Annotated in this window: 25 protein-coding genes and 2 pseudogenes; 13 read left to right on the top strand and 14 right to left on the bottom strand. The window is 74.0% G+C overall.

Annotated elements, in window-relative coordinates; genetic code table 11:
* Nucleotides 1-308: pseudogene (locus IO33_RS51410) on the bottom strand (hypothetical protein); the annotation flags it as partial.
* Between the two features lie 141 nt (nucleotides 309-449).
* On the bottom strand, nucleotides 450-1118 hold the full coding sequence (locus IO33_RS0134635; RefSeq protein WP_245235947.1) for a GNAT family N-acetyltransferase: 669 nt from the start codon (nucleotides 1116-1118) through the stop codon (nucleotides 450-452).
* 208 nt (nucleotides 1119-1326) lie between these two features.
* Between IO33_RS0134635 and IO33_RS0134630 the strand changes: the two genes are divergently transcribed.
* Both IO33_RS0134630 and IO33_RS0134625 read left to right on the top strand, forming a co-directional pair.
* The gene (locus IO33_RS0134630) at nucleotides 1327-1971 is read left to right on the top strand and encodes a transmembrane-type terpene cyclase (RefSeq protein ID WP_031172471.1); all 645 of its coding nucleotides are present in this window, start codon (nucleotides 1327-1329) and stop codon (nucleotides 1969-1971) included.
* Between the two features lie 222 nt (nucleotides 1972-2193).
* On the top strand, nucleotides 2194-2550 hold the full coding sequence (locus IO33_RS0134625) for a cupin domain-containing protein (RefSeq protein ID WP_031172470.1): 357 nt from the start codon (nucleotides 2194-2196) through the stop codon (nucleotides 2548-2550).
* A gap of 156 nt (nucleotides 2551-2706) precedes the next feature.
* Here the strand turns inward: IO33_RS0134625 and IO33_RS0134620 are convergent, their stop codons facing one another.
* The 3 genes from IO33_RS0134620 to IO33_RS0134610 all read right to left on the bottom strand — a co-directional run bounded on the left by IO33_RS0134620 (nucleotide 2707) and on the right by IO33_RS0134610 (nucleotide 5987).
* Nucleotides 2707-3681 carry a pyridoxal-phosphate dependent enzyme gene (locus tag IO33_RS0134620; RefSeq protein WP_031172467.1) on the bottom strand — a complete coding sequence of 325 codons (975 nt, stop codon included), beginning with the start codon at nucleotides 3679-3681 and terminating at the stop codon, nucleotides 2707-2709.
* 99 nt (nucleotides 3682-3780) lie between these two features.
* A complete protein-coding gene (locus IO33_RS0134615; protein ID WP_031172465.1) occupies nucleotides 3781-5133 on the bottom strand; it encodes a VWA domain-containing protein in 1353 nt (450 codons plus the stop codon).
* On the bottom strand, nucleotides 5130-5987 hold the full coding sequence (locus tag IO33_RS0134610; protein ID WP_031172463.1) for an AAA family ATPase: 858 nt from the start codon (nucleotides 5985-5987) through the stop codon (nucleotides 5130-5132). The genes IO33_RS0134615 and IO33_RS0134610 overlap by 4 nt, the downstream gene beginning before the upstream one ends.
* A gap of 155 nt (nucleotides 5988-6142) precedes the next feature.
* Here IO33_RS0134610 and IO33_RS0134605 point away from each other — a divergent pair, with 155 nt between their 5' ends.
* The 4 genes from IO33_RS0134605 (at nucleotide 6143) to IO33_RS0134590 (ending at nucleotide 9300) form a co-directional block, all read left to right on the top strand.
* Nucleotides 6143-6715, top strand: coding sequence for a TetR/AcrR family transcriptional regulator (locus IO33_RS0134605; protein WP_031172461.1), 573 nt, complete (start codon nucleotides 6143-6145; stop codon nucleotides 6713-6715).
* 109 nt (nucleotides 6716-6824) lie between these two features.
* Complete coding sequence (locus tag IO33_RS0134600; protein ID WP_078964010.1) at nucleotides 6825-7568, top strand: ABC transporter permease; 744 nt, start codon at nucleotides 6825-6827, stop codon at nucleotides 7566-7568.
* Entirely contained in the window at nucleotides 7565-8236 is a 672-nt protein-coding gene (locus IO33_RS0134595; protein ID WP_031172458.1) for an ABC transporter permease, read from the top strand. The genes IO33_RS0134600 and IO33_RS0134595 overlap by 4 nt, the downstream gene beginning before the upstream one ends.
* Nucleotides 8237-8373: 137 nt before the next feature.
* Nucleotides 8374-9300: an ABC transporter substrate-binding protein gene (locus IO33_RS0134590; RefSeq protein WP_037686724.1), complete on the top strand. Its 927-nt coding sequence runs from the start codon at nucleotides 8374-8376 to the stop codon at nucleotides 9298-9300.
* A 29-nt stretch (nucleotides 9301-9329) separates the two neighbouring features.
* Here the strand turns inward: IO33_RS0134590 and IO33_RS0134585 are convergent, their stop codons facing one another.
* From IO33_RS0134585 to IO33_RS49720, 5 genes and pseudogenes are all read right to left on the bottom strand, one after another.
* Nucleotides 9330-10484 carry a betaine/proline/choline family ABC transporter ATP-binding protein gene (locus IO33_RS0134585; protein WP_031172456.1) on the bottom strand — a complete coding sequence of 385 codons (1155 nt, stop codon included), beginning with the start codon at nucleotides 10482-10484 and terminating at the stop codon, nucleotides 9330-9332.
* A 155-nt stretch (nucleotides 10485-10639) separates the two neighbouring features.
* Nucleotides 10640-11281, bottom strand: coding sequence for a LutC/YkgG family protein (locus tag IO33_RS0134580; RefSeq protein ID WP_031172453.1), 642 nt, complete (start codon nucleotides 11279-11281; stop codon nucleotides 10640-10642).
* Entirely contained in the window at nucleotides 11278-12756 is a 1479-nt protein-coding gene (locus IO33_RS0134575; protein ID WP_031172451.1) for a LutB/LldF family L-lactate oxidation iron-sulfur protein, read from the bottom strand. The genes IO33_RS0134580 and IO33_RS0134575 overlap by 4 nt, the downstream gene beginning before the upstream one ends.
* A complete protein-coding gene (locus IO33_RS0134570; RefSeq protein ID WP_031172449.1) occupies nucleotides 12753-13508 on the bottom strand; it encodes a (Fe-S)-binding protein in 756 nt (251 codons plus the stop codon). Before IO33_RS0134570 ends, IO33_RS0134575 begins: the two co-directional genes overlap by 4 nt.
* Nucleotides 13509-13578: 70 nt before the next feature.
* Nucleotides 13579-13752, bottom strand: a pseudogene (locus tag IO33_RS49720) (rhamnulokinase); the annotation flags it as partial.
* A 141-nt stretch (nucleotides 13753-13893) separates the two neighbouring features.
* Between IO33_RS49720 and IO33_RS0134560 the strand changes: the two are divergent.
* The 4 genes from IO33_RS0134560 to IO33_RS0134545 all read left to right on the top strand — a co-directional run bounded on the left by IO33_RS0134560 (nucleotide 13894) and on the right by IO33_RS0134545 (nucleotide 18209).
* A complete protein-coding gene (locus IO33_RS0134560) occupies nucleotides 13894-15195 on the top strand; it encodes an alpha/beta fold hydrolase (protein WP_031172447.1) in 1302 nt (433 codons plus the stop codon).
* Nucleotides 15196-15287: 92 nt separating this feature from the next.
* The gene (locus IO33_RS0134555) at nucleotides 15288-16088 is read left to right on the top strand and encodes a MerR family transcriptional regulator (RefSeq protein WP_031172445.1); all 801 of its coding nucleotides are present in this window, start codon (nucleotides 15288-15290) and stop codon (nucleotides 16086-16088) included.
* Nucleotides 16085-17299 carry a nucleotide disphospho-sugar-binding domain-containing protein gene (locus IO33_RS0134550; RefSeq protein WP_031172443.1) on the top strand — a complete coding sequence of 405 codons (1215 nt, stop codon included), beginning with the start codon at nucleotides 16085-16087 and terminating at the stop codon, nucleotides 17297-17299. Before IO33_RS0134555 ends, IO33_RS0134550 begins: the two co-directional genes overlap by 4 nt.
* A gap of 52 nt (nucleotides 17300-17351) precedes the next feature.
* Nucleotides 17352-18209, top strand: a complete 858-nt coding sequence (locus IO33_RS0134545) for a pentapeptide repeat-containing protein (RefSeq protein WP_031172441.1) — start codon at nucleotides 17352-17354, stop codon at nucleotides 18207-18209.
* A gap of 42 nt (nucleotides 18210-18251) precedes the next feature.
* Here the strand turns inward: IO33_RS0134545 and IO33_RS0134540 are convergent, their stop codons facing one another.
* Nucleotides 18252-19904 (bottom strand): cytochrome P450, encoded by a 1653-nt coding sequence (locus IO33_RS0134540; protein ID WP_078964009.1) that lies wholly within the window; start codon nucleotides 19902-19904, stop codon nucleotides 18252-18254.
* Between the two features lie 118 nt (nucleotides 19905-20022).
* Here IO33_RS0134540 and IO33_RS0134535 point away from each other — a divergent pair, with 118 nt between their 5' ends.
* Entirely contained in the window at nucleotides 20023-20628 is a 606-nt protein-coding gene (locus IO33_RS0134535) for a TetR/AcrR family transcriptional regulator (protein ID WP_031172437.1), read from the top strand.
* A gap of 82 nt (nucleotides 20629-20710) precedes the next feature.
* Nucleotides 20711-21436, top strand: coding sequence for a DUF2470 domain-containing protein (locus IO33_RS0134530; RefSeq protein ID WP_031172435.1), 726 nt, complete (start codon nucleotides 20711-20713; stop codon nucleotides 21434-21436).
* On the opposite strand, the gene IO33_RS0134525 is transcribed toward IO33_RS0134530, so the two are convergent.
* The 3 genes from IO33_RS0134525 to IO33_RS0134515 form a co-directional block, all read right to left on the bottom strand.
* Nucleotides 21404-22636, bottom strand: a complete 1233-nt coding sequence (locus IO33_RS0134525) for a lactonase family protein (RefSeq protein ID WP_209438962.1) — start codon at nucleotides 22634-22636, stop codon at nucleotides 21404-21406. The genes IO33_RS0134530 and IO33_RS0134525 overlap by 33 nt on opposite strands.
* Nucleotides 22637-22748: 112 nt before the next feature.
* Nucleotides 22749-23828, bottom strand: coding sequence for a hypothetical protein (locus IO33_RS0134520; protein WP_031172431.1), 1080 nt, complete (start codon nucleotides 23826-23828; stop codon nucleotides 22749-22751).
* Between the two features lie 66 nt (nucleotides 23829-23894).
* Nucleotides 23895-25148, bottom strand: coding sequence for an aromatic acid exporter family protein (locus IO33_RS0134515; protein ID WP_031172429.1), 1254 nt, complete (start codon nucleotides 25146-25148; stop codon nucleotides 23895-23897).
* 128 nt (nucleotides 25149-25276) lie between these two features.
* Between IO33_RS0134515 and IO33_RS0134510 the strand changes: the two genes are divergently transcribed.
* Nucleotides 25277-25885, top strand: coding sequence for a TIGR03086 family metal-binding protein (locus IO33_RS0134510; protein WP_037686687.1), 609 nt, complete (start codon nucleotides 25277-25279; stop codon nucleotides 25883-25885).
* The last annotated feature ends 168 nt before the right edge of the window (nucleotides 25886-26053 follow it).

The raw sequence follows: 26053 nt of genomic DNA, 5'->3' as shown, positions 1-26053 counted from the left end.
GGTAGGGGGGAGGGGGCCGCGGTGCCCACCGGGGAGGGTAGGGGGGGGGGGGTGGCCGTGTGGACCGGTGACGGTACGGGGGAGGGGGTTGCGGTGCGGACCGGGGAGGGGACGGGGGACGGGGTCGCGTGGCCCTTCGCCGGTTCCGGTGTGGCGGTGGCGGTGTGGGCCGCGGCATGGCTGCCGCCCTGGGCCGCCTGGGCGGTCAGGGTGCCGGCGACGGCCAGTGCCGCGCCCACGGCGGAGACCCCCAAGGCGGAACGCAGGGTGCGGGCACGGCCGGGGCGGGATGCACGGTGTGCGGACATGGATTCCTTCGGTCGTTCGGGATCGGACATCGGGTCGAAGTGGAGGCCTCCACCCGGACAGACGTCCGACCCCGGCCGAGGTTGCAGGCGACGACCGGGAATTTCCCGTGGGCCGGTGACCAGGCCGTGCTCGGGCCGATCTCACGCCCCGGCGCGGGGCACCCGCTCGCCCGTCCCTGCGTCGGTCCACGCGGCGGTTTCGTCTGTCCCCGCGTCGGTCCGTGCCGCGGCCTCGCCCGTCCCCTCATCGGTCCGCGTCCCGGACCCGCCTCTCCACTCCGGCGCCAGCACCGACCAGATCTCCTCGTCGTGCCACTCGCCCCGGTACCGGTAACTCTCCCGCAGCACGGCCTCCCTGCGCATGCCGAGACGCCGGGCGACCGCGATGCTGGGGGCGTTCCCCGCCGACACCCACCACTCCACTCGGTGGATGCCCCGCTCCCGGATCGCCCAGTCGATGAGCAGCCGCGCCGAGCGGGTCACCAGCCCCCGGCCCACCGCGGCCGGTTCCAGCCAGCAGCCCGCCTCCGCCGTTCCCTGCGGGACGTCCATCCGGCGCAGGATCACCGCGCCGACCAGGGTTCCGTCGAGCCGGATCCCCCGGATGAGCCCCGCGTCGGCCGTCTCCTTGTCGGCGTACGCCGTCAGGAACGACCGGGCGGCCGCCAGATCCGTCACCACGTCCGGCAGTCCGTTGAACCGCCCGATGAACTCCCGGCCCCGGTCCACATGGGCGAGGAACTCCCCGGCGTGCCAGGGCTGGAGGGGGCACAGTTCGGCGCCGTCGGTGCCGAGGGAGGTCGCGAACATGGTCACCTTCGGGTGGTCGGATGGGACACCTGGCACGCCAGCCTACGGTCGGCACCCGCAAGCAAGTGCCGCCCCGCTTCCACGCGTCGGGCGCCGGCCGCGGACGGCTCGCCGGTGCCGTCCGGCGCGATCTCCGCTGTGTTCGCGGCGGTCACCGTGCCAGAGTGGTCATCGCCGCACACCGGGTGGCCGACTGGCGGGGGGTCCCATGCACACGGCGTTCCTGTTCGGCACGGGGGTGTTCTGGACGGCGGCGTATGTGCTGCTGATCAGGACAGGGCTGCGGGAGCGCACGTTCGGGATGCCCGTCGTCGCCTTCGCCACCAACATCAGCTGGGAGTTCATGTTCGCGTTCGTGCGGCCCCCGGCCGGGCTCATGCACGTCGTCAACGTCGTGTGGTTCTGCTTCGACCTGGCCGTCGGCTACACGCTCGTACGCTTCGGCCGGTCCGAATTCCCCTGTCTTCCCCGCCGGTTGTACCTCCCCGCGCTCGTCACGCTGCTCGCTTTCGCCTATCCGGGCATGAACTACGCCTCGGAGCAGTTCGACGCGGGCGGTGGCGCCATCACGGCGTTCGGCAGCAACCTGGCGATGTCCGGGATGTTCCTCGCGATGCTCGCTGGCCGCCGGGGCACGCGCGGCCAGTCCCCGGGCATCGCGGTGACCAAGCTCGTCGGCACGGCCTGCGCCTCCCTGGCGCTGCTCACCGACCCCGACGCGGTGCCCCGCCATGAAACCGCCCTCATGCGCTATCTGTACGTCGGCTGCTTCCTGCTCGACCTCGCCTACGCCGCCGCCCTGTTCGCCGTCCGCCGCGCCGAGCGCACGGCCCCTGTCACCGCCCCGGCGTGAGGGCGTGTCCCGCCCGGGGGAGGGCCCCCCTCGGCGGCGGGCGCCGTCGCGCCCGCTCCTCGGCAGACATCGTTGTCCGGCCCGAATGGCGGCGTACCCGTGTGGGGCCGACGATGGTGGCGTGGGTCAAGGCCGCCGCCGCAGCGCCGGTGCCGTCGGAGGCCGCCGGGGGACGGTGGCCGGCCCCGGCCGCGGTCAGCGGCTGGAAGGGAGGACACCGTCATGCTGGAAGTGAAGACGGTCGAGAAGCCGGACGAACGGCGTGACTTCCCCCGTGGCCACCTCGAAGCGCTGCACCTGACCGGGCTCGACTTCGCGGTGGGCACGTTCGAACCGGGGTGGCGCTGGTCGGAGTCCGTGGCGCCGATCGCGGGCACCGAGAGCTGCATGGTCCACCACAACGGCTATGTGCTGCGGGGGCGGATGCACCTGCGCATGGACGACGGCGGCGAGTCCGAGGTCGGCCCCGGCGACGTCTTCGTGTGCCCGCCCGGGCACGACGCCTGGGTGGTGGGCGACGAACAGGTGGTGGTCTTCGACTTCGCCGGGACCATGGCAAACGAGTACGCGAAGGGCTGACAGGACGGGCAGCGCGCCCGCCCCGGGACCGGGCCGCCCGCGGTGCGGCCCGGTCTCCGTGTCCGTACCCGGTGGCGTACCCCTGCGTCGCCCGGGGAAGCGCCGCCGCCCGTCACCGCCTCGCCTCGACCCGCAGCGCCCCCTCGAAGGCCGCCCTCACCCCTCGAAGTCCCCCGCCCCCTCCTGTGCGAAGGCGACCGCCTCCGGGTGGCCGAACAGGCCGGGGAGGCCGCCGGTGTGCAAGAACACCGTCTTCTCACCCGGCCGGACGGCACCGTCGCGGACGGCCGCGTGGAGTCCGGCGAGGGCCCGGCCCGTGTAGACCGGGTCGAGGACCAGGCCCTCGGTACGCGCCGCGAGCCGAAGCGCCTCGCCCGCCGGGCCGGTCAGCGTCGCGTACCCGGCTCCCACCTGGTCCCGGCGCACCCGCAGCCCCCCGGCCGTGACCTTCTCCGTGGTGAGCGGCGCCGCGAAGGCCACCACGGCAGCCGCCGGGTCGGCCAGGGCGCCCACGTCGACGCCGAGCACCGAACCGGCGCCCAGGGCCGCGACCAGTCCGGCCATGGTGCCGCCCGAGCCGAGCGCGACCACCACCGTCCGCAGCTCCGGCAGCTGCTCGTCCAGCTCCTCGCCACAGCGCACATAGCCCCGCGCGCCCCGCACACCCGACCCGCCGAACGGGATCAGCGCGGGCCGGGCCCCGCCGGCCCGCAGCCGCGCGCACACCTCGGCCGCCGCCGCGTCCAGTCCCGCCTGGTCCACCTGGCCCGCCCAGGCGAGCCGTGCCCCGAACAGCCCGTCCAGCGCGAGGTTCCCGGAGTGCGAGGCGCCCGGCGTGCCGCGCAGCACGAGGACCGCGGTCAGCCCCAGCCGGGCGGCCGCCGCGGCGGTCAGCCGGGCGTGGTTGCTCTGCGGCGCCCCCGTGGTCACGAGCGTGTCCGCGCCCTCGGCGAGAGCCGCGCCCACCGTCCACTCCAGCTTGCGGATCTTGTTTCCGCCGCCGCCCAGGCCGGTCAGGTCGTCCCGCTTGATCCACAGGTCCTCCGCTCCCAGCCCGAGCGCGGCGGCCAGCCGTGGCGCCGGTTCGAGGGGGGTGGGAAAGGTACCGAGCGGTACGGGGGAGTGGCTCATGGCGTACGTCCTTCGATGCGGATCAGGCGCCGGGCAGGTGCCGATCAGGTGCCCATCAGTGCCGACCGGGTGCGGATCGCGGTCGTTCGGGCCAGTCGATCACACCGGCAGCAGCCGGGCGATCAGCGCGCCGAGCTGACGGGCCGTACGGCACTCGTGCATCTCGGCCAGCTCGGCGTAGGCGGGCGCGGCCGAGTCGCCGGTACCCCACTGGGCGCGCGGCTCGGGGTTCAGCCAGTACAGGCGGCGGGCCCGCCGGGCGAGATCGCGCACGGCGGCCAGGTTCGGGTCGCCCATGTTCGTCCGGGCGTCGCCGAGGACGAACACGGTCGTGCGCGGGCCCACCGCCTCGCCGTACCGCTCGGCGAACTCGCCCAGCGCCACGCCGTAGTCGCTGCTGCCGTGCCAGCCGGTGAGCGTGGCCTCGGCGCGGATCCGGGCGCCGAGCCCGCCGGGGTCGGCGCGGCCGTGGTCGAGCAGCCCGGTCACCTCGTCCAGCCGGTTGACGAAGGCGAACACCCGGACCTTGCTGAACTGGTCGTGCAGCGCCTGCACCAGCAGCATCGTGAAGTCCGAGAAGCCGGACACCGAGCCGGACACATCGCACAGCAGCACCAGTTCGGGGCGGACCGGGCGGCGCCGGCGCAGCACCGGCCGCATCGGCACCCCGCCCGTGGACAGCGAGGAACGCAGGGTGCGGCGCAGGTCGACGGTACCGCGCGCGGCACGGCGGCGGCGCGCGGCCAGCCGGGTGGCGAGCTTGCGCGCGAGCGGCTGAACCGCCCTGCGCAGTTCGGCCAGTTGGTCCCGATTCGCGAACAGGAAGTCCACCCGGTCCGCGGTCGGGACGACACCGCGCCGGGCGATCTCGTCCGGCCCGCGCCGCTCGGCGACACGGCGCCGCGCGTCCGCCCCTACCATCCGCCGGAAGGCCTCGATCCGGCGCCGGATCTCGTCGTCCAGCAGCCGGTCCGCGAAGCCGCCGCCGCTCCCCTCGCGGCCCCGGACATCGGCCCGCACCCGGGCCAGAAGGGTCTGCGGGCGCAGCCGGTCCAGGGTCTGGTACGCCGACCAGCCGTCCGAGCCGGGTGAACTGCCGTATCCGCCGAGGCCGTCGACGGCCTCCGCCGCCAACCGGGCCATCAGCGCCCGGTCGTCGGCCGCGAGGGCCTGGGCCAGGCGGTCGCGCAGTGCCTCGCGGTCCGTGGCGGCGCCGTCCGGGCCGCCGACCCCGCGCGGGAAGTACAGGTCGAAGACGGGGTCGAACACCGCCCGCTGCCCCGGTCCGTGCAGCAGCGTGGCGGCCAGCCCCTCGCGCAGCCGCTCCCGGTCCGCGAGCCCCAGCGCCTCCAGCGCACGGGCCGCGTCCACGGTCTCGCCCGTGCCGATCCGCACCCCGTGCGCGCGCAGCGCCCCGACCAGCCCGGTGATCCGCTCGGCGAGCGCGGTCACAGCGCGTCCAGGTCGAGTTTCGCCGCCGCCTTCTGGATGTCGTCCTGATGCTTGAGGATCACCCCGAGGCTGTCCCGTACGACCGTCTCGTCCAGCGTGTCGGCGCCCAGGGCCAGCAGGGTGCGCGCCCAGTCGACGGTCTCGGCGACGGACGGCGCCTTGCGCAGGTCCATGGCCCGCAGCGCCCCCACGACCCGCACCACCGACTCGGTCAGCGCAGCGCCGAGGCCCGGCACCTTCAGCCCTACGATCCGCCGCTCCAGCTCCTCCTCGGGGAAGCCGATGTGCAGGAACAGGCAGCGGCGGCGCAGCGCCTCGGACAGCTCCCGGCCGGCGTTGGAGGTGAGCACGACGAACGGGCGGCGGGTCGCGGTGACCGTGCCCAGCTCCGGGACCGTGATCTGGAAGTCGCTGAGCACCTCCAGGAGCAGCCCCTCCATCTCGACGTCGGCCTTGTCGGTCTCGTCGATCAGCAGGACCGTCGGCTCCTCGCCCCGGATGGCGGTGAGCAGCGGGCGGGGGAGCAGGAACTCCTCGCTGAAGATGTCGGTGCGGGTCTCGTCCCAGCTCTCGTCGCGGCCGGCGCTGATGCGCAGCAGCTGCTTGGCGTGGTTCCACTCGTACAGCGCCCGGGACTCGTCCACGCCCTCGTAGCACTGGAGCCGGACGAGCCGTGCGCCGGCCACCTGGGCGACGGCCTTGGCCAGCTCGGTCTTGCCGACCCCGGCGGGGCCCTCCACCAGCAGCGGCTTGCCCAGCCGGTCGGCGAGGAACACGGTCGTGGCGACGGCGGGTGAGGCGAGGTAACCGGTCTCGGCGAGGCGGGCGGAGACGTCGTCGACGGACGTGAACAACGGGGCCTCCGGCGGTGTCGGAAAGGGTGTCCAGGCTCCTATCTAAGCGCTTGTTCAGTCGATCTGTCACGTGGATCCGGCGGAGACCGCCCTGGACGCCGCGCGGTACACACCGATCGGTTTCCTTTCGTCCGCCGTCCGGTTAACCTCGCCGCATGGCCTCCACGGACAAGCTGTCCCCGCGTGACCGGCTGCTCGACGCGGCCGCCCGGCTGTCGTACCGCGACGGCGTCTCCGTCGGCATCGAGGCGCTGTGCCGGGAGGCGGGCGTCTCGAAGCGGTCCATGTACCAGCTCTTCGACAGCAAGGACGCGATGCTGGCCGCGAGCCTGGAACGGCGAGGCCCCTGGTACGACGCCCAGCTCGCGCACCCCGATCCGGAGGCCGCCACCCCGCGCGAGCGCATCCTGTACGTCTTCGCACGCTTGGAGCGGTCCTCCCGGGACGCCGGCTACCACGGCTGTCCCTATCTGGCCGTCCTGGTGGAGCTGAAGAATCCGGAGCACCCGGCGAGTGTGGTGGCCCGCACGGTCAAGGACCGGCTGGCGGCGACCTTCCGCGCCGAGGCCGAGCGCGGCGGCGCCCGCGATCCCGACCTGCTCGCCCGCCAGCTCCTGCTGGTCTTCGACGGGGCCAGCGCCCGGGCCGGGGCGAAGGTGGAGGACCTGCGCGACGGCCTGGCCACGACGACGGTGACGGCACTGCTGGACGCGGCGGGGATGGACTAGCGCCCCGGGGGAGGGCACCGCCAAGGAGGGCCCGGGGCCGTAGGCGCAGCGCACCCGTACGGGGCAGCCCAACGCGCCGCCCGCCTCGCCCACCCGGTCCAATGAAACCGTGACCGCGCCCCCGGACGACTGCCTCGCGCGCAACGAATGGATCTGCGGCGCCTATCTGAGCACCCGCCGCCAGATCCTCCTCGACGCGGTCGTCCAGCACCTTCAGCTGACCGCCCTGTCGGTCCTCGTCGGCCTGGTCATCGCCCTGCCCCTCGCGGTGCTGGCCCGTCGCTGGGGCTGGGCGGCCGGTCCCGTCCTCGCCGTGACGACGATCCTCTACACCATCCCGTCCCTCGCCATGTTCTCCCTGCTCCTGCCCCTGTACGGCCTCTCGGCCACCCTCGTCGTCGCCGGGCTCGTGCTGTACTCGCTGACCCTGCTCGTCCGGAACATCCTCGCGGGCCTGCGCGCGGTCCCCGAGGAGACCCGGCAGGCCGCGCGCGGCCTCGGCTACGGCCCGATCCGCCTGCTGCTCACCGTGGAGCTGCCCCTCGCCGTGCCCGCCGCCATGGCCGGCCTGCGTATCGCCACCGTCTCGGCGGTGTCCCTGGTCACGGTCGGCGCGATCGTCGGTTTCGGCGGCCTCGGCAACCTCATCTACGCGGGCATGAACACCTACTTCAAGGCCCAGGTCCTCACCGCGTCCGTGCTGTGCGTACTGATCGCCGTCGCCGCCGACCTGCTCCTGCTGGGGGTGCAGTGGCTGATCGCGCCCTGGACCAGGGCGGGCCGTGCCCGAGCGGCTCCCCGGCGAGGGCGCGCCCATGTGAGAGCCGCCGGGGCGAAGGCAGACCGCGCATGAACACGCTCACGGCCACCTGGCACTGGCTCGCCGACCCCGCGCACTGGTCGGGCGACGACGGCGTCCGGCACCGGCTGTTCCAGCACCTGGTGCTCACCGTGGTCTGCCTGGTCCTCAGCTGTCTGGTCGCGCTGCCCGTCGCCCTGGTCCTCGGCCACCTCGGCAGGGGCGGCGCGCTCGCCGTCAACATCTCCAACGTCGGCCGGGCCGTGCCCACCTTCGCCGTCCTGGTCCTGCTGCTCCTGACGCCGGTCGGCAGATGGGGCGAGGGGCCCACGGTGGTGGCCCTGGTGCTGTTCGCCGTCCCACCGCTGCTCACCAACGCCTACGTCGGGATGCGCGAGGTCGACCGCGGCGTCGTGGGGGCGGCCCGGGGCATGGGGATGACCGGACGGCAGATGCTGCTGCGCGTGGAGCTGCCCCTCGCGCTGCCGATGGTCCTGAACGGGGTGCGGATCGCCGCCGTCCAGCTCGTCGCCACCGCCACCATCGCCGCGCTCGCGGGCGGCGGCGGCCTCGGCCGGATCATCACCGCCGGCTTCAACCTCGCCAGCACACCCCAGGTCGTCGCGGGCGCCCTGCTCGTCGCCGCGTTCGCACTCGTCGTCGAGGGCGTCTTCGAACTCGCCGAGAGGCTGGCACCGACCTGGACGAGGGCCGGCCGATGAGAGGAGCTCCCGCCGGCGCGGGGCGGCCGACGAGCAGAGCGGCTGCTGCTCCGGGCCGGCCGATGCGGAGAGTTCCCGCCGGCCCGGGGTGGCCGGTGCGGAGAGCCTCTGTCGGACCGGGGGCGCCGGTGAGACGGATCTTCGCGGTGGTCGCCCTCCTCACGGCCACCGCCTGCGCCACGGGCCCCTCCCTGGAGGACCGCGGGCAGGTCACCGCGCCGCCCGGTGACAGTCACCACCTGACCATCGGCTCGGCCGGCTTCACGGAGAGCGATCTGCTCGCCCAGATGTACGCCCAGCTGCTGAACCAGGCCGGCTACAAGACCTCCATCCTCACGGTCGCCAACCGGGAGCTGTACGAACCGGCGCTGGAGTCCGGCCAGATCGACGTCGTGCCCGAGTACGCGGCCACCTTCGCCGACTGGCTGAACGCCAAGACCCACGGCGCCGACGCGAAACCGGTCGGCTCACCCGACCTCGCCACCACCATGAAGGCCCTGCGCACGCTCGCCACGCCCCGCGGGCTCACCGTCCTTCCGCCCGGCCGGGCGGTCGACCAGAACGCCTTCGCGGTCAGCGCCGCCTACGCCCGCGCGCACGGCCTCACGACCCTCAGCGACCTGGGCGCCGCCAAGCTGGAGGTACGGCTCGCCGCAGGGGACGAGTGCGTGCAACGGCCGTACTGCGAACCGGGACTGAGGAAGGTGTACGGCATCGACATCACCGGCGTCGACCCCAAGGGCGTCGGCACCACCCAGGCGAAGCGGGCCGTGCAGGACGGCCGGGACCAGATGGTGCTGACCACCACCACGGACGCCACGCTCGACTCCTTCGGCCTGGTCCTGCTCGCCGACGACAGGCACCTGCAGAACGCCGACTACCTGGTCCCGGTCGTCAACCGCTCCCGGGCCGGCAGCGACCGCGTGGCCAAGGCGCTCGGCAGGCTCAACGACGTCCTCACCACGCGCGACCTGGCCGGGATGAACCAGCAGGTCGACAGCTGGCGGCGGCTGCCCGCCGACGTGGCCCGCACCTACCTGAAGGACAAGGGCCTGCTGACGTAGCGGAGAACGGAACCCCGGGCCGGGCGGCGTCAGGCGTCCGCCACCGAGTCGAACGGTACCTGTCCCCGCGTCACACCCCGCGCGTCCGCGTCCACCGAACGGCGCAGCGCCTCGTGCAGCTTCGCCGGGGTGAGCACACCGAGGAAGCGGGCGCCGTCCAGTACCGCGACCCATCCGGCGTCGTACTGGAGCATCACCCCGAACGCCTGCTTCAGCGGTGCGCCCACCGGCACCCAGGCGGTCATCCGGTGGGCCAGGTCCCCGACCCGGCCGCCCGCCGACAGTTCCTCGATGCCGGCCCAGCCGTGCAGATCCCCGTGTGTGTCGAGCACGACCGCCCACCGCGCGCCCTCGGCCCGCAGCCGCTCGACGGCCCGTCCGGCGGGCTCGTCCAGGCGGGCCACGGGCGGCTGCTCCAGGTCGTCCGGCTCGATCGGGGTGACCGACAGCCGCTTCAGCCCCCGGTCCGCGCCCACGAAACCGGCCACGTACGCGGTCGCGGGCGCCCCGAGCACCGCGCCCGGCGTGTCGAACTGCTCGATCCGGCCCTGTCCGTAGACGGCGATGCGGTCCCCGAGCCGGACGGCCTCCTCGATGTCGTGCGTGACCAGCAGCACCGTCTTGCGCACGGCGGCCTGCATGCGCAGGAACTCGTCCTGCAGCTGCTCGCGCACCACCGGATCGACCGCGCCGAACGGCTCGTCCATCAGCAGCACCGGCGGATCCGCCGCGAGCGCCCGCGCCACGCCGACCCGCTGCCGCTGCCCGCCGGACAGCTGTTCCGGGTAGCGGGGTCCGTACGTCTGTGGGTCGAGCCCCACCAGATCGAGCAGTTCGGCGGCCCGCGCCCGTGCCCTGGCGCGCTTCCAGCCGAGCAGGGCGGGCACGGTCGCGGTGTTGTCCAGGACGGTGCGGTGCGGGAAGAGGCCCACCTGCTGGATGACGTACCCGATACGGCGGCGCAGCCGCACCGGATCGACGCCGGCGATGTCCTCGCCGTCGACCAGGATCCGGCCGCAGGTCGGCTCGATCAGCCGGTTCACCATCATCATGGTCGTCGTCTTGCCGCAGCCCGACGGGCCGACGAGCGTGACCAGCTCCCCCTCGGCCACCTCGAAGGAGAGGTCGTCCACGGCCGTCGTACCGTCCGGATACCGCTTGGTGACGTGCTCGAACCGGATCATTCCCTCACGCTAACGGTGCCGTCCGCGGCACGCCCTCCGGGTGGAGTGAAACGAATCAGGTCAGCCCTGGCGTGCCCGTGGAAACATACACAGCGCCGCTCTGAATCGATCCAGCTCCGGACGGCCGAAGGGATGGCGGCGTGGCGGGCGCCCGGTCAGCTCAGCAGGATCACTTCCAGCGTGCGCGGACCGTGCACCCCCTCCACCCGGTCCAGCTCGATGTCGCTGGTGGCCGACGGGCCGGAGATCCAGGTCAACGGGCGTGCCGGGTCGAGGCGTTCGAGGGCCTGCGGGACCGAGGAGACGACCTGGCCGGGCACGCGCACCACACAGATGTGATGGTCCGGGACGAGCGAGATGCGGCGCCGGCCCTGGTCGGGGGAGCCGTCCAGGACGATGGTGCCGGTCTCGGCGATCGCCACCGCGCACCCCGTCACCACGCTGTCCACCCGGTCCAGTCGCTGCGGTGTGTGCTCCGCCCGGTCGTGGATCCGCACCGCGTCCGCGGCGGCCGTCCACTGCGTCGGCAGCCCGGGCGGCACCAGCACCTGCTGCGCGCCGCGCTCGGCCAGCAGCCGCATGATGAGCAGCGGCAGTCCCTCCGCGTCGGCGCGGTGCACGACCGCCCGGTAGTCCGCCAGGTTCGCGGCCAGCAGCTCCACCGTCTGCTCCGGCGTCCGCTCCCCGTGCACGCGCAGGTAGTCCCGGGGGACCGCTTCCCCGTACGGCCGCTCGTCCGGTGTCACATCGGCGAGCGCCCGCCGCACCCGTCCCAGGATCCTGTCCCTGCTGCTCACTCGGCGCCGTCCTTTCCAGCGCGGGTGCGCTGCCACCAGTCCCGGAACGGCTCCGCCGGCACGGCCGGCAGATCCCGGGTGCCGCTCCATGCCCGGCCCGGGCCGGGCAGCGTACGGGGGTGCAGCCGGCGGGTGCGGGAGGCGAGCCGCTGACCGGCGCGCAAGGCGCCGGGGTGGGTGAACGCCCAGCGTGCCGCGCGCATGGCCGCCCGCTCGGCCGCGTGCCCCCGGGCGGGCTTCAGCACCACCTTGTTGCCCTGCCGCACCGCCGGGCCGCCCTCGACGACCCGCTCCCGCAGATGCACCAGCACCTCGGGGATGTCGATGGCGACCGGGCACACCTCGTAGCAGGCGCCGCACAGACTCGACGCGTACGGCAGCGAGGCGTCGATCTCGCTCGCCGTGCCCCGCAGCTGGGGGCTGAGGATCGCGCCGATCGGGCCCGGGTAGACCGAGCCGTAGGCGTGCCCGCCGGCCCGCTCGTAGACGGGGCAGACGTTCAGGCAGGCCGAGCAGCGGATGCAGCGCAGGGCCTGGCGCCCCACCTGGTCGGCGAGGGCGTCGGTGCGGCCGTTGTCGAGCAGGACCAGGTGGAAGGCCCGGGGCCCGTCCTCGTCCGTCGTGCCGGTCCACATGCTCGTGTACGGGTTCATGCGCTCGGCGGTGGAGGAGCGCGGCAGGGTCTGCAGGAAGACCTCAAGGTCCCGCCAGGTGGGCACGATCTTCTCGATGCCGACGACCGAGATCAGCGTCTCGGGGAGGGTCAGACACATCCGGCCGTTGCCCTCGGACTCGACGACCACCAGGGTGCCGGTCTCGGCGACCATGAAGTTGGCGCCGGAGATGCCGACCCTGGCCCGCAGGAACTTCTCGCGCAGGTGCAGCCGGGCCGCCTCGGCGAGCTCGGCGGGCGTGTCGGTCAGGTCCTCGGGAGCCGGGCGGCCCCACGCGCCCATCTCGGAGCGGAAGATGTCCCGGATCTCCCCCCGGTTGCGGTGGATGGCCGGCACCAGGATGTGCGAGGGCCGGTCCCTGCCCAACTGCACGATCAGTTCGGCGAGATCGGTCTCGTAGGCGTGGACGCCCTCTGTGAGAAGGGCCTCGTTGAGCCCGATCTCCTGCGTGGCCATCGACTTGACCTTGACGACCTCCGACTCGCCGGTCGCCTTCACCAGGTCCGCGACGATCCGGTTCGCCTCCTCGGCGTCGGCGGCCCAGTGGACCGTGCCGCCCGCCGCGGTGACCGACTCCTCCAACTGCTCCAGATACCGGTCGAGATGGCGCAGGGTGTGGTCCTTGATCCGGCGGCCCGCCTCGCGCAGCGCCGCCCAGTCGTCCAACTCGGCCACCGCGCGGGCCCGTTTGGCACGAATGGTGTGCGTGGCGTGCCGCAGGTTGCCCCGCAGGGTGGCGTCGTGGACCGCTGCGCGCGCCGCCTCGGGAAAGGCCGGCATGCCGACGAACGTTCCGCTCATGCCGCCGGTTCCTCCTCCGTGCTCGCCAGGATCTCCGCGATGTGCACCGGCCGCATGTCCGTCCGCAGCCGGCTCATCGTGCCGCCGATGTGCATCAGACAGGAGTTGTCGGCCGCGCACAGCACCTGAGCACCCGTCGACTCGGCGGCGCGCACCTTGTCCGCGCCCATCGCCGCCGACACCTCGGCGTTCTTCAGCGCGAACGTGCCACCGAACCCGCAGCACTCCTCGGCACCCGGCAACTCGACCAGCTCCAGCCCCTTGACGGCCTGCAGGAGCCGGCGCGGCCGGTCCGCGAGGCCCAGGCCGCGCAGTCCGTGGCAGGTCGGGTGGTAGGTGACCGTGTGCGGGTAGGAGGCGCCCACATCCGTCACGCCCAGCACATCCACCAGGAACTCCGTCAGCTCGTACGTCTTGTGCACCACCGGTGCCAGGGTCCGTGCCAGCGAGTCCCCGCGCCCCTCGGCCCTGGCCCGCTCGCCCATCCGCGGATACAGCTCCCGCACCATCGCCCCGCAGGAGCCGGACGGGGTCACGATCGCCTCGTACTCCCGGAAGACATCGGAGAAGTGCCGGGCCAGCGGCTCGGCCTCGTGCCGGTATCCGGTGTTGTAGTGCGCCTGTCCGCAGCAGCTCTGGCCCATCGGGAAGTCGACCTCGACACCCAGCCTGGTCAGCAGCTTCACCACGGCACGGCCGGTGTCCGGATAGAGCGTGTCGTTGACACAGGTCAGGAACAGGGCGACACGCATCGCGGCTCCTTCGGGTCGGTCATCGGACGAGTGCAGGGTAGTGGGCGGACACCTCCGGGGGGAGACGGCCTCACCGCGTGGCGAGCCGCGCCTCGGCCTCCCGCCAGCGGGCGCCGTCGCCGCGGGGCGCGTACCGGGTCAGCGGCTGGGTCCGGGTGAGCAGCCGGCGCATCGCGGCCAGGTCGCCGGCCGGCCCATGGGTCCGGGCCTCGACCAGGACGTTGCCCAGGGCCTGGTGCGCCGTTCCAGCCTCGTCGCACGCTGAGCCGTATCCCGGCCGGCGCTGACCGGAAGTTCAGTAACAATCCATGATCCCAGGGGTCGGCGCGCGGCCGGTCATGTGCTGAACTGGGATGCGTCCGTCCCACCCGTCCGGAGAGACCCGTTGAGCCTCAGCTACCGCCAGCCCGGCGTCATCCTCACCGACCGCCGCTTCACCGTGCCCCTCGACCACGCCGACCCGGGAGGGGAGAGGATCGAGCTGTACGCCCGCGAGGCCGTGGCGAGCGACAAGGCAGGACAGGAACTGCCCTGGCTGCTGTACCTCCAGGGCGGCCCAGGCTTCGGGGCGAATCGTTTCGTCGGACGTCAGGCGTGGCTCGACCGGGCCTTGCAGGACTACCGCGTCCTGCTGCTCGACCAGCGCGGCACCGGCAGCTCCACGCCCGCCAACCGGCAGACGCTCCCGCTGCGCGGCGGCCCCGCCGCGCAGGCCGACTACCTCACCCGGTTCCGCGCCGACTCCATCGTCCGGGACTGCGAGACCATCCGCCCCGAGGTCACCGGCGGCGCCCCGTGGACCGTGCTGGGCCAGAGCTTCGGCGGCTTCTGCACGGTGTCGTACCTCTCCCACGCCCCCGAGGGCCTCGCCACCGCCGTCATCACCGGCGGCCTGCCCTCACTGCACGCCCACGCCGACGACGTCTACCGCGCCGCCTACCCGCGCACCGAGCGCAAGGTCACCGCGCACTACGCCCGCTACCCGCAGGACGTGGAACGCGCCCGCCGGATCGCCGACCACCTCCTCAGCCGCGACGTGGTCCTCCCGAACGGCTACCGGTTCACCGTCGAGGCCTTCCAGTCCCTCGGGCTGATGCTCGGCATGAGCGACGGCAGCCACCGGCTGCACCACCTCCTGGAGGACGCCTTCGTGCGCACACCGGGCGGCCACGAGCTGTCGGACGCCTTCCAGGAGCAGGCCCAGTCCCTGCTGTCGCACGCCGCGCACCCCCTCTACGCGCTCGTCCACGAGTCGATCTACGGCCAGGACGCCCGCCCGACGGCCTGGGCCGCTGAGCGGATCCGCGCCGAGTTCCCGCAGTTCGACGCGGCCAAGGCGCTCGCCGGAGACACACCGGTCCTCTTCACCGGCGAGACCGTCCACCCGTGGATGTTCGAGACCGACCCGGCGCTGCGCCCGCTGCGCGAGACGGCCGGCCTGCTCGCCGCCCGCACCGACTGGCAGCCCCTCTACGACCCCGCCCGCCTCGCCGTCAACGACGTCCCGGTCGCCGCAGCGGTCTTCCACGACGACATGTACGTCGACGCCACCCACTCCCTGCAGACCGCCCGCGCGGTCCGGGGCCTGCGCACCTGGGTCACCGACGAGTTCGAACACGACGGTCTCCGCGTGGGCGCACCGCGGGTCCTGGACCGCCTGCTGGCACTGGCGCGCGACGACGTCTGAGGCAACGCCCCGCGAAACCGCGCGGGGCCGCGCCGGGTTGACCCTCCCCTTACGTCAGGCTTGAGGCTGTGGGCGGACGAAAGGGCGGACACATGGGCTACTCGGTGGGGGAGGTGGCGGCGTTCGCGGGGGTGACCGTGCGGACGCTGCACCACTACGACAAGCATGGCCTGCTCTCACCCGGCGAACGCAGCCGCGCCGGCTACCGCTCCTACGGCGACGCCGACCTGGCCCGGCTCCAGCAGATCCTCTTCTACCGCGAACTGGGCTTCCCGCTCGACGAGATCGCCCTCATCCTGCGCGACCCGCAGGCCAACGCCCTGCACCAGCTGCGCGCGCGGCAGCGGCAGTTGCGCACGGAGATCGATCGGCTGGAGCGCCTGGCCGAGGTGGCCGAACAGGCCATCGAGGTGCAGCGCACGGGGGTGGCGCTCACCCCCGAGGAGCGCTTCGAGGTCTTCGGCGAGATCTCCTTCGACCTCAGCTACGCCACCCACGCACGGCAGAAGTGGCAGAACTCGGCGGCGTACCGCGAGGCGATGGCACGGGCCGGGGCCCACACCAAGGAGGACTGGCGGCAGCTCATGAGCGAGGCCGCCGCCTGGCGGGGCGAGCTGATCGCCGCCTTCGACGCGGGCGAACCCGCCGACGAGGAGCGGGCGATGGACCTCGCCGAGGAGCACCGCCGCCATCTCTCCCGCTGGTTCGCCCCGTGCCCGCCGGACATGCACCGGCGCATCGCGGACGACCTCATCGCCGACCCGCGCGCCTTCGCCCTCCTCGTCCCGCCGTCCCACGGCCGGCCCGGCCTCGCCGCCTACACCGGCAAGGCGATCCACGCCAACGCCGCCCGCCACGACGGCTCCCGCACCGATTCCGAGGAGCACCCATGAGAATCCTGATCGCCACGGCCGGATCACGCGGCGACGTCGCGCCCTACACCGGTCTCGGCGCGGCGCTGGCCGCCGCCGGGCACGAGGTCACGCTGGCCACCACCGACGCCTTCGCCCCGCTCGCACAGGGCGCCGGACTCGGCTTCCGGCGGCTGCCGGCCGACCCGCGGGGGCACGGCCGGGGCGGCAGCGGACGGGAACTGATGCGCACTGCCGCCGCGTTCGTCACGGAACTCGGCCGGGGGTTCGCCGACGCGGTCGCCGAGGGCACGGATCTGCTGCTGCTGTCGGCCACGACGGCCCCGCTCGGCTGGCATCTCACCGAGGCCACCGGAACCCCGAGCCTCGGCGTCTACCTCCAGCCCGCGGCACCCACCGGCGACTTCCCGCCGGTCATCACGACCATGCGGTCGCTGGGCCGGGCCGGTAACCGGGCGGCCGGCCGGTTCGCCCTGCGCATGGCCGACCGTGTCTTCGCGCCGGCGGTCACCGAGCTGCGGCGCGACCTCGGGCTGTCGCCGCTGTCCGCGGTGGCGATGCGCCGGCGCCGGGAGCGGGAGAACTGGCCCGTGCTGCACGGCTTCAGCACGGCCCTCGTGGCACGGCCCGCCGACTGGCGGCCCGGACTGGAGGTCGCCGGCCCCTTCTGGCCCCACGTCGGTCCCGGTGAGCACCTGCCCGGTGCCGTGGAGGACTTCCTGCGGGCCGGGCCCCGGCCGGTCCTGGTCGGCTTCGGGTCCATGGCGAACGGTCAGGGCGAACGACTGAGCGAGATCGCCGTCCAAGCCCTGCGGCGCGCGGGGCTGCGCGGCATCCTGCAGTCGGGCGCCGCCGGGCTCGCCGCCGACGGCGACGACGTGCTGACCATCGGCGAGACGCCGCACGCCCTGCTCATGCCACGGCTCGCCGCCGTCGTCCACCACGCGGGAGCGGGCACCGCGGCCGCCGCGCTGCGCGCCGGGATCCCGTCCGTTCCCGTGCCGGTCATGGCGGATCAGCCGTTCTGGGCGGCGCGCCTCGCCGCGATCGGCGCCGCCTGCGAGCCGGTCCCGTTCGCCGGCCTGAGCGCCGGCCGGCTCGCCGAGGCGCTCGAACGGGTGGTGCGTCAGCAGTCGTACAGCCGGGCCGCCGCGACCGCCGCGGCGCACCTGGCCGGGGAGGACGGCGCGGCCCGGGTGGTGAAGGCGATCGAACCGCTGGCATACCGCTGACCTGCACGATCCTGCCGGTTCCGGGACGAGGCGACCCAGTAGGCTGTCCCGTATGCCAGATCAGACAGCGGACCTCTCGGAGCTGCGTGGGGACTGCGCGCGCTGCTTCGGGCTGTGCTGCGTAGCCCTGCCCTTCGCCGCGTCCGCCGACTTCGCGCTGAACAAGCCCGCCGGGAAGCCGTGCCCGAACCTGCAGGGCGACCACCGCTGCGGCATCCACGCCGACCTGCGGACGAAGGGGTTCACCGGCTGCACGGTCTACGACTGCTTCGGCGCGGGCCAGAAGGTCTCGCAGGTCACCTTCGGCGGCCAGGACTGGCGTACGGGGTCGAAGGAGCACGCCCGCCGGATGCTCGACGTGTTCCCGGTCGTACGGCAGCTGCACGAACTGCTGTGGTACCTGACTGAGGCGCTCGGGCTGCCCGCCGCCCGCCCGGTCCGTCCCGAACTGCGGCGGGCGCTGGAGGAGACCGAGCGGCTGACCCTGCTGACCCCCGAGGAACTGGCCGCGCTGGACGTGCCCGCGCACCGCCATGAGGTCAACCTGCTGCTCCTGCGCACCAGCGAGCTGGCGCGCTCCGGGGCCGCCGACGCCCGGAGCGGCAAGAAGGGCAGGGGCAAGGCGAAGGACCGCCGGGGCGCGGACCTGATCGGCGCCCGGCTGCGGGGCGCCGATCTGCGCGGGGCGAGCCTGCGCGGCGCCTACCTGATCGCCGCCGACCTCACCGGTGCCGATCTGCGCGACGCGGACATGATCGGTGCCGACCTGCGCGACGCCGACCTGACCGACGCGGACCTCACCGGCGCGTTCTTCCTGACCCAGCCCCAGCTCAACGCCGCCCGCGGCAGCGCCGGCACCCGACTGCCGGCGTCGGTGACGCGCCCGGCGCACTGGACGGCGGGCGCCTGAGCCGCAGGAGGCGTCGACAGCGGCCCGGCGCGGCTGCCGGGATCAGCGCGCAGGCCGGCGCACCGGACAACCGTCGGCCGGGACGGTGACCGGCGCGGCTTCGCCGGTTTCCGTCGCCCGCCCCGCGAGTTCCCCCGTGCCTGCGGGCGCGTCCACACCGTGCGCGGGACAGGCCTGCGGCGTACTGGGTGCCTCATGCAGCGCCGAGATGGGCGCCGGGGCCCGCGTCGGCGCCGGGCGCCGCTCCAGGCGCAGCCGCAGGCCGTCCGGCATCACCGTCAGCCGTTCCGTCACGCTCAGCCGGTAGGCGGGGTCGGCCGACAGGTCGTAGCGGCGCAGCAGCAGGCCCAGGACCAGGGTCGCCTCGTGCAGGGCGAACTGGCGGCCGATGCAGGCCCGTGCGCCGGTGCCGAAGGGCTTGAAGGTGTGCGGGGGACGGGCCCGTACGGCCGCCGCCTCGAAGCGGTCGGGGTCGAAGCGTTCGGCGTCCTCGCCCCACACCTGCGGGTCGCGGTGCAGCATCGGGGTGAGGACGAGCGCCCAGGCGCCCTTGAGCATCGGATGCTCGCCGGCGAGAACCGTGTCCTGGCGGGCCTCGCGGGCGAAGGCGGGCGCGGTCGGCCACAGCCGCAGCGACTCGTCCAGCACCCGGCGCACATGGCGCAGCCTGGCGATCTGGTCGTAGGCGGGCCGTTCGGTGTCGCCCCAGACCCGGTCCACCTCGGCGCGGGCGCGGGCGGCGACCTCGGGATGCCGGGCGAGGTAGTACAGGGCGAAGGAGAGCGCGCCCGAGGTGGTCTCGTGGCCCGCGACCAGGAACGTGATCACCTGCTTGCGGACGTTCTCCGCCGACAGCTTCTCGCCGGTCTCCGGATGCGCCGTCTCGAGCATCCGGTCCAGCAGGTCGCCTTCCCCGCGTCCGGAGCGGCGGCGGGCCGCGACGAGGCCGTCGACCGTGCGGTCGAGGTACGCCATGTCGGCGGCGTTGCGCCGGGCGGCGGCGCGCAGCAGCAGCGGGGCCAGCGGCGCGGGCACGCTGTTCAGGCGCTGGGCGTAGGTGAGGGTGCCGACCATCGCGGTCACGAAGGGGTGCGGCCGGTCCCGCTCGAAGGAGCCGAAGTCATGCCCGAAGCCGGTGCGTGCGATGGTCTCCAGGGTCAGTTTCGTCATGTCGCCGGGCACGTCCACCCCGCGCCCGGCCGCCGCCTCACGGTCCCAGTGATCGGTCAGCCGCTGTGCGGCCGCCAGCATCATGCCGTGGTACCCCTCCATGGCCTCCCGGCTGAACCCGGGCGCCAGGACGTCGTGCGCCAGCTGCCAGTTGGGCTCGTGGTTGTAGGCGGTGAACAGGCCGTCCCCGGCGACCGGCCGCAGATTGGCCACGCCCAGCCCGACGTGCTTGGCGAACCGGGACTCGTCGGCCAGGTCCGCGACCAGCGACGCGCCCCACACGAACACGAACTCCTTGCCGAAGGCACGCCGCCGGAACACCGGCCCCAGCTCGCGCGCGAAGCGCATGGAGTCCTGCAACGGCCTGCGCCGGTCGGCCCCGAGCACATCGCCGAGCAGCGGCACCCGGCGCGGCGGATGCGGGATGCGGTGCAGCTCGGGCCAGCCCTGTTCGGCGCTCCGGAAGCCCTTCGCCCGGCCCGGTTCCCTCGCCGCCGTCTGTTTCGTCCCCGCTGTCCCCGCCATGACGCCGATCTCCTTTGATCCAGCGGACGTTGATCCCTGAACGCGCGTGTTGTACGTGGGTTCAACAACGCGTTCAGTGTGGGCCGCTTGTTGAACTCACGTCAAGTAAAGTGACGCCATGCCCGCGAACCAGGGGGAGCGCGTCCGGCGCCGCCTCAGCACCGAGGAGCGCCGTGAGCAGCTGCTGTCGGTCGGCGCGAAGCTCTTCTCGGAGAGCCCCTACGACGACGTGTGGATCGAGCAGGTCGCCGAGATCGCCGGGGTCTCCCGGGGGCTGCTCTACCACTACTTCCCGACCAAGCGGGACTTCTTCGCGGCGGTCGTGGAGCGCGAGAGCGAGCGGATGCTGCGCATGACGGCGGGTGTGCCCGGCGTGCCGGTGCGCGAGCAGCTCACCGTGGGCCTCGACGCCTACCTCGCCTACGTCCAGGCCCACGCGCACGGCTTCCGCGCCTTCCACCGCGCCGACGCGGCCGGCGACCAGGCCGTACGCCGGGTCTACCGGCGGGCCCTGGCCGCCCAGGAGCGGCAGATCCTCGCCGCCCTCGCCGCCGACCCCGAGTTCGGACCCGCCTTCGGGGAGGCTCCGCGGGTGCGCCTGGCCGTGCGCGGCTGGCTCGCCTTCACCACGGCCGTGTGCCTGGAGTGGCTGCGCGACGGCGAGTTGACCCTGGAGCAGGTGCGCGACCTGTGCGCCCGGGCGCTGTTGGGCGTCATCGCCTGATCCCGCACGCCGGTGGGGGTGTGGTTGGCGTGCGCCCCGATCTCCGATAGGTTAGGCAAGGCTTACCTAAGGAGGTCTCGGGATGGGTGACACGCAGGACTGGACGGCCGCACCCGGCGCGGCGGAACGGGCGCGGTCGGTGCTGGCCGCCGCCTGGTCGTGCGCGGTGACCGCGGACGGTGCCCGCGAGGAGCACGTCGGCGCGCACACCGTGACCGGCGACGGCGCGGTACGGCTGACGGTGCCCGACGACAGCGCCCTGTTCGCGGCGGCCCTGTGCGCCCCGCGCCAGGAACCCTCCGCCGTGCTGGAGTTCGCCGACGTGGCGCCCGTACCGGTCCGGGGCCGGATCCGGGCCCGGCTCTACCTCGCCGGCTGGTTGGCCCCGGACCGCGGCGCCCTGGTGCTGAGGCCCACGCGGGTGGTGTTGCGGCAGTCCTCCGGGGCCGTGGTCGTCGGCCTCGACGAGTTCTCCGCCGCCCGGCCCGACCCGCTCGCCGAGGCCGAGGCCCGGCTCCTCACCCACCTCGCCGACGCCCACCCGGACGCCGTCGAGCGGCTGACCCGCCTCGTGCGCCCGGAGAGCCTGCACGCCGCGACCCGCGTGCTGCCCCTCGCCGTCGACCGGCACGGCCTGACCCTGCGCATCGAGCGCACCCGCGCCCACGGCGACGTACGGCTGCCCTTCCACACGCCCGCCGACGACGTCGCCCAGCTCACCGAGCGGATGCACGCCCTGCTGGCGCAGGCCGGTGCCGCGGCCTGCCCCCGCGCGCTACAGCGGCAGCGCGCAGACGGCGACGGGTGAGGCGAACGGCTCGCCGGCCGACCGGAGCCCGCCGCTGTCCCGGTCCACGTGGAAGACGGTGACCGTACCCGAGCGCTGGTTCGCCGCGAACAGCAGCCCGCCGTCCGGCGAGAGGGCGATCTGCCGCGGGAAGTCCCCGCCCACCGGCACCGTGCCGAGCAGCCGCAGCCGGGCGCCGTCGGCCTCGATCGCGTACCGCGCGAGGCTGTTGTGGCCCCGGTTGGCCAGGAACGCGAACCGGCCGTCCGCCGTCACCACGAACTGCGCCGGATAGTTGGTGCCCCCGTCCGAGCCGGTCGGCTGCGGCTCGCCGATCGTCAGCCGGCCCGACGCGGGGTCGTAGCCGCAGACGGCGACCGTGTCGTCCACCTCGTTGGCCAGATACGCCGACCGGCCGCCCGGATGGAAGGTCAGATGACGCGGCCCCGCCCCGGGCCGCGTGTGCGCCTGCGCCACCTCCGTCAGGGTGCCCGTCGCCTGGTCGAGGCGGTAGCTGTAGACGGTGTCCGTGCCGAGGTCGACCGCGAGGACATGGCCGCCGTCCGGGCTGGTGAGGAACTGGTGCGCGTGCGGTCCCTGCTGCCCGGGACCGGGTGGCGGAGCGGTGTGCGTGACCAGGTGGGTGCGCTCGCCGAGGGCCCCTGAGGCGTCGATCGGATGCACGGCGACACTCCCCGACCCGTAGGCGGCGCTCAGCAGCCAGCGCCCCGAGGGATGCACCGACAGATGGCAGGGACCCGCGCCGCCCGTGCCGCGGGCACCGAGCACCCGTCGGTCCGCGAGGCGTACCGCCGTCACGGCGCCGTCCTCGCGCTCGTCCACCGCGTACAGGGTGCGGCCGTCCGGGTGGACGGCGAGATACGACGGGTCGGGGACGCCGTTGAGCGTGCCGGAACCGGTGATCCGGCCGCTCGCCGGGTCGTAGGCGGCCAGCCCGATGCCGGTGCCGCCGCCGTCGACGGAGGTGTAGCTGCCCACGTACAGCGGACGCGGCCCGGACACCTTCCGGGCAGGAGGGTCGGCCCCGGGCTCGTCCGCCACGGCCGGCGGGCCGGCCGGCGGGGCCGCCGGGGACGGCACCGCGACCACGGCCGCCGCGCCCGCCACGGCCCCGACGAACCGGCGCCGGCTCCAGCCGCCCCCGGACCGCGGCCCGGTCAGGGGAGTTCCCCTTCGCGCCGCCGGTGCCTCCCTGTCCATGCCGCACCTCAGGTCGTCGGTTGCCCCGGTCGTGACAGCAACCTTGGCCTGAACCCACCGTCAAGGGCAAGACGGGCAACAGCCGTTGCATACCATGCAACGGCTGGCCGGTCTACCAGTCCCCGTCGACGACCGGCTTGCCCTGCGCGTCCTTCAGCGGGGTCACCTGGTCCGCGGCCGGCGGCTGCCAGGGGTCCAGGTCGTCGCCCAGCCAGTCGCCGACCGGCTTGACCGCCTCCAGGGTGTCCGCGGGGGCCAGATCCTCGGCGTCGGCGTCGTAGTAGTCGTACCAGGGCAGGCCCGCGCGTGTGTACGCCGCCCGGTCCACCGGCGACGGCGGGGGTGCCTCTCCGGTGATGCGGCGCCATTCCGGCGGCGTGACCAGGTGCACGAACACCCGTCCGGCGGCCTCCTCGGACCAGTCCGTCAGCGGCCGGTCGTCGCGGTACACCTCCTGGCGCATCGAGCCGCCGACGCCCAGGCCCATGGCCGCGGCGCGCCGGGGGGCCGCACCGGCGGGCGGCGGGGCCGCGCCCGGAGCGGCCGGCATCATGGCGCCGCCCGGGGCGGACGCCATCATCGGCATCGCCGCGCCGAAGCCGCCCGCCGGCCCGGCCGACAGCGTCCTGCGGCGCGCCTCCTCCCGCTCCCGCTCAAGGCGCCGCCACTCGGCGAGCACCGGCTCCTTCAGCGGGAACGACTGGAGCTGCACCCCGCCCCACACCTCCTCGCCGGTGACCTGCCCCTCCACCGTCGCACCCAGACCCAGCGGCACGGCGACGAACTGGCGGACGGTCCCCTTGCCGGAGTTGATGCCGTCCAGCCAGGGCTGGCGGGGCAGTACCACGTAGTTCTGCGGATCGCGGGCGAGACGGTCGCTCCAGGGCCCGCCGGACACCGCGCACACCTTGCCGACGCCGACCTGGAGCGCCGCCGGCTCCCTGGTGCCGGAGAAGCTCAGCCACATCGCCTCGCGCAGATACACCGGGAGCATCACCCCGCCGCGCGCCCGCCATTCGGCCGGCACGGTGCCGGCGTGGTCCTCGACCCGCCGGACGGGGAACTCGCCCAGGCCCGGCGGCAGCGGATGCGTGCCCTTCTCCGGCAGCCGCAGTGTGCGGACGAACCGCACCGCCACCCCGCCCGGCAACCGCAGCGTGTTCCCGTCGATCCGCACCCCGGAACCGGCCATCCCGTCCCCCTCGCCTCGCGCCGGCCCGCCCGGCAGCGTCCGCACCGGCTCGGGCCGGTGTCTTCCTCAAAAGGAACGCTCGCCGAACCCCGTACGGTTCCGCCACAGCTCCTCCTGCACCCCGAGCCGCTCACGCAGCCGGGTCATCCGGGGCAGCTTCGCCCGCTGCTCACGGGAGACCCGGTCCAGTTCCTCCAGCAGACGGCGGGTGCGGTGCTCGGTGTTCAGCTCGTCGATGATCCGGGTCGTCTCCGTCAGCACCGCCCCGAGCAGCTGCCAGTTCGCCCAGTCCCTGGCGACCTCCTCCCGCAGCAGCTCGGCCAGCCGGTCCCGGGTGCCGGCCGCCGTGTGCAGCTCGGCCGACAGACGGGACTCCGCCGACTCGGCGTTCTCGCTGAGATGGGTGGTGACCAGGACCGCGAAGCTGACCACCGCGTCCGCGATCTCCGACAGAAGCTGCTCCACGGTCGCCCCCACCCGGGGCGGGAACAGGTCGTCGGCCCCGCGGGCCTTCGCCAGGTCCGTGAAGGAACGGGCCAGCACCCGCAGGACCACCGTGCAGATCTCCAGGGTGTCCAGGCCGGTGCGCATCACCACCCGGTGCAGCAGCCCCTCCTTGACGCGCGGATTGAGCCGCAGGCTGTCCTCGGCCTGCCGCAGCGAGGCGTCCACATGAGCGATGTGCTGGTCCAGCCGGCGGGCCTCGTGCAGCCGTTCGGCCGCCCGCTCCCAGGGGATCCGGCCCGCGGCCTCCTCGCCCATCCGCAGCATCAGCTGCCGTACCCGGCGCGCCAGGTCCTCCATCGAGCGGCCCGCCTCGTCCACCCACACCGGGGGTGGCAGCAGCAGGTTGCAGGCCGTCCCGACGACCGCGCCGATCAGCGTCTCCACGATCCGGGCCCACGCGGTGAACCCGACGGTGGTCACGCCGAGGACCAGCATGGCGCTGATCGCCACCTCGGCCACGTACTCGTCGACCCGCACCAGGTGCCCGACGGCCAGCGAGGCCACGATCAGCAGGGCGAGGCTCCACCAGGTGAGCCCCACCAGCACACTGAACGCGATCGCCACCAGCACCCCGGCCACCACCGAGTTCACCCGGCGGATGCCGTTGGTGAGGGTGGCGTAGAAGGTCACCTGGACGACCAGCAGCGCGGTCAGGGGCGCGGTCAGCGGGGCCGGCTCGGGGCTGAGCCGCAGCGCGACGACGTAGGCGATCGTCGCCGCCGCCGCCGACCGCAGGGTCTGGACGACCACCGGCTGCCGGCGGCGCTCCAGCAGGCGCAGCGGTCCCGCGGTCCACTTCCGTACGTCGTGCATCCCTTGGCCTGTTCCCGTTCCTCCGCCGGGTCGAACGTGCCTGATCGAGGACCGTTCCTGTCCGCAAGTGCTTCTACGGTGGTCTCAGCGGTGGAGAGGTCGCCGCGAGGTCACGGAAGGGTTCGGACATGGGGCAGAGCAAGGGCGTCGGGCAGGCCGAGGGCGTCAAGGTGCTGGAGCAGGCGCACGCCTACCTGCGCGAAGTGGTCGCCGCGGTGCCGGAGGAGGCCTGGGGGAGGCCGACGCCGTGCTCCGGGTGGACCGTGCGGCAGGTCCTCAACCACGCGCGGATCGACCAGCACGCCTACGCGCTCACACTGGTCGCCGACCGGCCAGGCGAGGACCCGTTCCAGCCGGACGACGCCCTCCACGGCGATCCGGTGGCCGAGCTGGACAAGGTCCTCGACGCGGTGGCCGACGGCTACGCGCAGCTGCCCGCCGACTCCGAGCGCGTGCCGACCCCGCTGGGCCCGCTGTCCCTGCCGCTGGCCGCCGGCGCGGGCGCGCTCGACGCCGCCGTGCACGCCTGGGACATCGCCGTCGCCACCGGTCAGGACCGGCCGCTCGCACCGGAACTGGCCGCGGGGCTGCGGCCGGCCGCCGGTCATCTGGTGCCGCGTCTGCGCACGTACGGCGTGTTCGCACCCGCCCTGGTGTCCGAGGGACCCCTGGACGAGGCGGCGGCCCTGCTCGCCTTCCTCGGCCGGGACCCGGAATGGGCGCCCGCGGCGCACTGACCCGCGCGGGCCACGGGGCGGCCCTCCGCGCCGACGTGGAGGGGCGCCTCCCGGGCCCTGACCGGGCGGGCCTCGGGCCTTCGTGGGCAGACCGTGGCCACCGGCCGTCCCCCGCGTCGGCAGGGGGTTGTCCGCAGCGGTGCAGCGGTGGACAACCGTATGGTTCCG

This window comes from Streptomyces durhamensis (assembly GCF_000725475.1).
Taxonomy (GTDB): Bacteria; Actinomycetota; Actinomycetes; order Streptomycetales; family Streptomycetaceae; genus Streptomyces; species Streptomyces filipinensis.
This window is presented reverse-complemented; position numbering and strand designations above follow the sequence as displayed.

Coding starts and splice junctions, on each gene's coding strand:
- IO33_RS0134635 (WP_245235947.1), bottom strand. CDS start 1,118: ATGTTCGCGACCTCCCTCGGCACCGACGGCGCCGAACTGTGCCCCCTC.
- IO33_RS0134630 (WP_031172471.1), top strand. CDS start 1,327: ATGCACACGGCGTTCCTGTTCGGCACGGGGGTGTTCTGGACGGCGGCG.
- IO33_RS0134625 (WP_031172470.1), top strand. CDS start 2,194: ATGCTGGAAGTGAAGACGGTCGAGAAGCCGGACGAACGGCGTGACTTC.
- IO33_RS0134620 (WP_031172467.1), bottom strand. CDS start 3,681: ATGAGCCACTCCCCCGTACCGCTCGGTACCTTTCCCACCCCCCTCGAA.
- IO33_RS0134605 (WP_031172461.1), top strand. CDS start 6,143: ATGGCCTCCACGGACAAGCTGTCCCCGCGTGACCGGCTGCTCGACGCG.
- IO33_RS0134595 (WP_031172458.1), top strand. CDS start 7,565: ATGAACACGCTCACGGCCACCTGGCACTGGCTCGCCGACCCCGCGCAC.
- IO33_RS0134585 (WP_031172456.1), bottom strand. CDS start 10,484: ATGATCCGGTTCGAGCACGTCACCAAGCGGTATCCGGACGGTACGACG.
- IO33_RS0134575 (WP_031172451.1), bottom strand. CDS start 12,756: ATGAGCGGAACGTTCGTCGGCATGCCGGCCTTTCCCGAGGCGGCGCGC.
- IO33_RS0134570 (WP_031172449.1), bottom strand. CDS start 13,508: ATGCGTGTCGCCCTGTTCCTGACCTGTGTCAACGACACGCTCTATCCG.
- IO33_RS0134555 (WP_031172445.1), top strand. CDS start 15,288: ATGGGCTACTCGGTGGGGGAGGTGGCGGCGTTCGCGGGGGTGACCGTG.
- IO33_RS0134550 (WP_031172443.1), top strand. CDS start 16,085: ATGAGAATCCTGATCGCCACGGCCGGATCACGCGGCGACGTCGCGCCC.
- IO33_RS0134545 (WP_031172441.1), top strand. CDS start 17,352: ATGCCAGATCAGACAGCGGACCTCTCGGAGCTGCGTGGGGACTGCGCG.
- IO33_RS0134540 (WP_078964009.1), bottom strand. CDS start 19,904: ATGGCGGGGACAGCGGGGACGAAACAGACGGCGGCGAGGGAACCGGGC.
- IO33_RS0134535 (WP_031172437.1), top strand. CDS start 20,023: ATGCCCGCGAACCAGGGGGAGCGCGTCCGGCGCCGCCTCAGCACCGAG.
- IO33_RS0134530 (WP_031172435.1), top strand. CDS start 20,711: ATGGGTGACACGCAGGACTGGACGGCCGCACCCGGCGCGGCGGAACGG.
- IO33_RS0134525 (WP_209438962.1), bottom strand. CDS start 22,636: ATGGACAGGGAGGCACCGGCGGCGCGAAGGGGAACTCCCCTGACCGGG.
- IO33_RS0134520 (WP_031172431.1), bottom strand. CDS start 23,828: ATGGCCGGTTCCGGGGTGCGGATCGACGGGAACACGCTGCGGTTGCCG.
- IO33_RS0134515 (WP_031172429.1), bottom strand. CDS start 25,148: ATGCACGACGTACGGAAGTGGACCGCGGGACCGCTGCGCCTGCTGGAG.
- IO33_RS0134510 (WP_037686687.1), top strand. CDS start 25,277: ATGGGGCAGAGCAAGGGCGTCGGGCAGGCCGAGGGCGTCAAGGTGCTG.